The organism is Candidatus Zixiibacteriota bacterium, from assembly GCA_036480375.1.
Taxonomy (GTDB): domain Bacteria; phylum Zixibacteria; class MSB-5A5; order GN15; family JAAZOE01; genus JAZGGI01.
Genome location: JAZGGI010000019.1, coordinates 1 through 5890, shown reverse-complemented (window position 1 = coordinate 5890; position 5890 = coordinate 1). Strand labels below are relative to the sequence as shown.

The window sequence follows — 5890 nt, the reverse complement described above, 5'->3', positions numbered from 1 at the left end:
AAAATGGACCATGCCGATTAGGAACTGGTCGCTGGCAGTCCATCAATTTGCGATACGATTTGGCGAAAGAGTACCGAAGATTTGAAAAAACAAATTAACTGTTTACACAAAATTCCTGACAGGGCCGGATTGATCTGTCATCACTTCACAATAATAACTCTCGAATAGCCATGGCATATTACCACCGCGAAAAACGCAATACCCTAATTGACCCCAATAAAGGTCATTTCCATCTTCCCTACCTATACTACAATAAACAAGGCTGGCAGAAGTGGCAGTGTCTAATTCATAGGGATCTTGGAAATCTGGCTTCCACCCGCAGAGTTTTCCATATCTCGTTGATATATCTGCTTTGATACTTACTACATTATCAACTACATGTTGGAATTGGGCATACCAACGTCCCGAATTACAGCAATTTTCTTTGCAATCTAATTCGTTCCAATCCCATGTATAAATTTGCTTAGAGACCGGATACATCCCCTTTATATCCACTTCATCCATATTTCCAATTTCCGATTCCTGGTCGCATCCAAATACATGAAATTCATATGTGCCATTCTGCAGGCTGTCAAGATAATCCACTGTAATTTGCACCCATCCATGGCAATAATTAGGAGTTTCACTCAGCTGATATATTGAATCTCCCTTAACAAGTATAGTATTGTCACCATCTTTTAGGGTTATTGCAACCCAATACCATCTCGAAATACTTGTTGTGGTATCTATGACCTTAATAGAATACTTATAACTACAACACGAAACATCTATCAAGATGTCTTCATCGAATTGAAGCAAAGCTCCACCATCAGGTATATCTTCGCCACATCCCGAAAGTAACAAAATCAATGCCAAAATAATTAATACGACTATATTCGCACAAGCACTTTTCCTCATCTGACCACCTCGATTTTCTTCGATGACGTATAATCACCCGATGTAAAACGCGCGAAATAAACTCCGCTGGCGACCTCCTTACCGGCTGAATTTTTGCTGTCCCAAGTTATATTATTTCTACCCACCGGGAAGTACTCATCGGCCAGTACCTTCACTTTCTGGCCCAGAATATTGTAAATCTCAAGCTTCACATGACAAGGTTCGGGCAGATAAAAACTAAAGGTCGTGTTCGGATTGAACGGATTGGGGTAGTTTTGGTCAAAGACTATTATATCGCCCCCTCCGTCCAGACCATCCTTTTCGTATTTGCCACGCGACGAAAGAATTGGGCAATTATTCTTGCCTTTTATTAAAGAGGCCATTCGTAAAATAGCTTAAATATCCATTCTTTCCATCAATTTCGCATAATACTGAATTTCTCAAGCCGATGGGAATATCTTCTTTCTTGATTCTGCCTGCTGGAGACATAAGAAGTTCAGTACCTCTTAGTAAAATAACCCAATATCCATTTTGATTTCCATTATCGGAAAATCCCATTGCGTAGAATGCTTCAATCTCTTTTGCAGTTCCAGCATTTAGAATACAGGCGCCTAACGCTTCAATAAATGATATTTGGGGCGTATCAGATGGAATGCCAACATAATCTGGATACCCCGGCCGCTTAAAATATTCATTTATCTCTATAACTGATGGTTTCGGCAAAGTATCTGAACTGCCAAGTTTATCAGATAATGAATAGATTTTTAATAGCTTTCCAGTTTCTGAATCAATTGTAATTTCAAAATCCCTTACTATTGTGCTTTTAAGAGTCTCAATTTTGACGCCACAAATGTTAACGGTCCATAATGGATGATCTTTAAAATAATCATTGGCAAAAGGAGTAATTTCCTCAGAAGCTATTACCAGATTACATTGTGCATTTTCGGATAATGACTTCATTATATTATCTTTGGGGCCAAAATAATTTAATGCAATAGCCTTGGCATCAGTGTCAGTTATAATCACTTTTTCATTTAAATTTTCAGAATTACTTATTGCCTGGCCTAGAACACTTATTGTAAACGCCAATACGATTATTAATGAATAGGTTATTTTCTTCATTGTAATGTCCTTTCGATACTCAAAACCATTAGTTGGGTTTTTTATCCCAAATATTAACTCTCTCGACATCTTTATTTAGCGTGGTGTCAATTCCAATATACCATTCGTCTGGATAAGTACTTCGCAAAAGGTCAGCGGAATAATATTTGGCCCCAGTATATTCAATATCCCCAAGTGTTTTATATTTTAAATTATGCATAACTACCGGATTGGTGAAAAACCCAGGTATGTCGTTTTCAAAATGGGTTATTTCTCCCTCCCACAAAACGATCATTCCCGGCGTAAGCCATGAATGAACCTGATCAAAATAAAATGTAAATTCATTCATATCTATATGCCATGCACCAAATTCATCAAGCTCACAAATAAAGCTCGAAGTATCTCCGTCTTGAGGAGGGTTGTAATCAGGATTTTGAAGCTTTGATTGAACCTCCCAAAATTCCGTATCATCAGAATTAAAGCCTCGAACTTCACATCTAAGACCTTTGTGAATGTAAATATTCCCTTCCAATCTAAATTTACCAATTCCAGCTTGCGCCCACATATCCGTGTCGTCTTGGTATTTTCCAATACCGCAATACACCCAGCTAAAAGATTCATATGTAGTATCCTGATGGCTTTCAATATCGGAAATTTGACCTCCAAGCCTGCCATAATAATTCAAGATATCTGATTTTATGCCATTCACATTATCAATTTCATGCTGATATTGAACCCAATATCGATCATACATTGTTGAATCATCTGGCGGTGTATTGTCGCATCCTACCCCGATAATTAATTTACACAAAATTATCAATATCCAACAGTTTTTTATTAAACTATATGTATTTTTCCTCATCTGACCACCTCGATTTTCTTCGATGACGTATAATCACCCGATGTAAAACGCGCGAAATAAACTCCGCTGGCAACCTCTCCGCCAGAACTGTTTTTACTATCCCAGACAATATTAGTCGGACCGGAGGGGAAGTACTCATCGGCCAGTACCTTCACTTTCTGGCCCAAAACATTGTAAATCTCAAGCTTCACATGACGAGGTTCGGGCAGATAAAAACTAAAGGTCGTGTTCGGATTGAACGGATTGGGGTAGTTTTGGTCAAAGACTATTATATCGCCCCCTCCGTCCAGACCATCCTTTTCGTATTTGCCGCGCGACGAAACCAACAGCAATTGTTTGTACCCTTCCGCCGGTAACGGCCCTCTAAGGATCATATCAATATACTCGTTAGTCTTAACTGTCAAAACTGGGCTGTTGTCGTCAATCAGCCTCGCCGCGACATCATCGCTGTTGCTATGATGCGCCGAGACTACCTGAAGTGGATAGACGGCCACATTCGCCGGATAATAAAAATAATAGGGCATATGATCGATTTCGATGGCATCGTGATAGTCAATTTTCATTGTCAACTTGCCGTCAATGATATACTCATTCATCTCGATATAATTGCCCTGAGCCACCAGACGGGGATAAATCTTCGTTACCGGAATCCAGTTGCCCGAGACGTCCAGAGCGGAAACTTCATACAATTTTATTCGTCCGTCACTTCCCGCGACATATAATGGTTTCGTTGGGTCTTTATCGGGCGGTGGCTCAGCAGGACCGCCCGGTGGAGGCTCAATGGTGGGTTTGCGGGCTCCGCCTTTATATTCGGGGAAATCATACTCGATTATAATATACCCCGGGTTGTTGTCAATAAACAGGCTCTTGTCATAACCGATAATCAAATCCGTAATGGTATCTCCGACGGAATTATACGCGACTGACGGATTAACAAAATTGTCCGACAAGAACATCAGTCTTTGCCTGTTGGTAAAAACTGGTGTCATAGATTCGGGATATAAAGCAATTGAAGCCCGAAGCGATTTCAGTGTTGTGGTTTCTTCAGCCTCTTCTGTTACTCTGAGATGCAGTCGTCCGCTGTTATCGGTGGTAACGCCATATATGGGATAGATTTCAGATACTATGTCGGTCAGGCGGTTTTCATAATCCGATTCAGCCATGAGATTGTTAATCAGCTTCCATTGCCCATTATCTTCCCAGTATAAAATCGGACATTCGGGTGGGGGCGGAGGTGGAGGCCCGGAACTGCAGGATGATTTAATTTCAGAACTCTTTCCATAAGACGAAGATGCCCCATGAGGGTCGTGGACATAGACGTAAAATAAATCAACGGGGGGAGCTAATGATTGCCTTGGTTTTAATGGATTCCCGGGCGCACCCTCCATTACCAAGAATCTGGCAGAATCGGATAGAGTAAAAGTTGAATCTACAAGTTGAGGATTGCCGTATTCGTCCTTTTCCTGGAAATAGCCGTTTTTAGCTATCCACCAGTAATAAAGTTGCGCATCATCATAATCGGTCACCTGAGCACGGCACACATAAAATTCATTACTTATTACGCAGGTATCGCTGGCTCCCTCAAGATAAACTCCCGTGAAAAATGGGGGATAATTTGTTTCCCCGCGATCATACGAACCGGAAATAACTCTACTATCGCCAATTATTTGGATTCCATCTCTATTATAGAACTTCCAGATTTTTATATAAATTTCATAATCGCCATACATCTCAGCATCCTCAGGAAGCTGGCAATGTAGGCTGTGCGGGCCAGGGTCTTTGAATATTGTTTCATCATACAGGGTTCGAATAGCACCTTCTCCGGAGGGTTGGATTTTAAAAATGATTTGCATTCGGCCATAATCTGTTTGTTCCCAATTTACAAATAACCTGTCATTTAATTTATTGGGCTCTCGGAGATAATAACCGCCCTCGCAAGAGGTAAATACATTTTCGAGTTCATATCTTTTGATTCCAGTAGAATTCGTATATACTTCAGTGACCAATAAATCTCCATATCTTGATGGAAGATAGATATTAGCACAGTCATTGAAATTTCCGGTTCGCCAACCCCTAGTGATTGATATTCTTGAGGGATAATAGAGTTTAGTTGATTCGCCGCCGATTCCACCCCATTCGCCAAGAAGTTCCAAATCTTCATTAAACTTATATATTTTTCCATTGTTATGATCCAGGGCATAGACATTACCGAAATTATCAACCTCTACCGAAGAGAGGTAGGCATTGCTGGGGAAGGTATATGAAGGTGTTTTTATAAAACCGTCATAGGCAGCCACATCACTTCCATTTTTTGTATAAAATTTGGCTATTCGATTATTACCTGCATCGGCCACATATATATCGTGCATTTGCCAGCCCATTTGATGTTCACGAGAGAAGGCAACAGAAGTCGGGTTATTCAACTTGAAATCACCAGCTCCATATCCACCCAAGGCGTTTAAGGGTAAACCCGAATAGTTCGCTATTATTATCCTATTGTATCCCCTATCACAAATAGCAACCCATGTATCAAACCAATCACAATCAGAATATAGATTATCGTAATGAGGAATGTGACCAGCGTCAATATCAACTGGGTGATTCAAATCAAGAAGGTGGAAATGGTTATCCGAAGTTGATACAGGATCAATTCGGGGAGGATTGGCATCTTCACGAACTTTATAATATGCAATCTGTGCATTATATGCATCTACTACATAGAAATCATCATCGGTTCTGCCTGAGACTCCAGCAGGAAAGCGAAAATTATAGGGAACCTCATCGTAATAATAAGTATCTTGACTCCCAAGATATGGATTATATGAAAAATCATCACCGAATATTATTATCTGATCCCAATTTGCATCAGTTGTAGACATGCCCCAATATTTTTTACCAACACCGTCATCATAGATATTTTCTGCTGTACGTCGTCAGACAAATCGGACAAATTGGTACTAAAAACTAAGACATAGATTGCACTCTGGCAATGGTTTTTTTATAGTTTCGTTTCCTCAGTTTCATCGTTCGTTCTTTGATTCGATCCCTTTC

Annotated in this window: 5 protein-coding genes; all 5 read right to left on the bottom strand. The window is 40.2% G+C overall.

Going from position 1 to position 5890, the window contains the following annotated elements; translation table 11 throughout:
• Positions 1-102: 102 nt before the first annotated feature.
• From V3V99_04620 to V3V99_04600, 5 genes are read right to left on the bottom strand one after another with little or no spacing between them, the layout of a single operon-like run.
• Entirely contained in the window at positions 103-897 is a 795-nt protein-coding gene (locus V3V99_04620; protein MEE9441931.1) for a hypothetical protein, read from the bottom strand.
• Positions 894-1259 (bottom strand): T9SS type A sorting domain-containing protein, encoded by a 366-nt coding sequence (locus V3V99_04615; protein ID MEE9441930.1) that lies wholly within the window; start codon positions 1257-1259, stop codon positions 894-896. Before V3V99_04615 ends, V3V99_04620 begins: the two co-directional genes overlap by 4 nt.
• Positions 1231-1998, bottom strand: a complete 768-nt coding sequence (locus V3V99_04610) for a hypothetical protein (GenBank protein ID MEE9441929.1) — start codon at positions 1996-1998, stop codon at positions 1231-1233. The genes V3V99_04615 and V3V99_04610 overlap by 29 nt, the downstream gene beginning before the upstream one ends.
• A gap of 28 nt (positions 1999-2026) precedes the next feature.
• Positions 2027-2839: a hypothetical protein gene (locus V3V99_04605; GenBank protein MEE9441928.1), complete on the bottom strand. Its 813-nt coding sequence runs from the start codon at positions 2837-2839 to the stop codon at positions 2027-2029.
• Positions 2836-5718, bottom strand: a complete 2883-nt coding sequence (locus V3V99_04600; protein ID MEE9441927.1) for a T9SS type A sorting domain-containing protein — start codon at positions 5716-5718, stop codon at positions 2836-2838. The genes V3V99_04605 and V3V99_04600 overlap by 4 nt, the downstream gene beginning before the upstream one ends.
• Between the last annotated feature and the right edge of the window lie 172 nt (positions 5719-5890).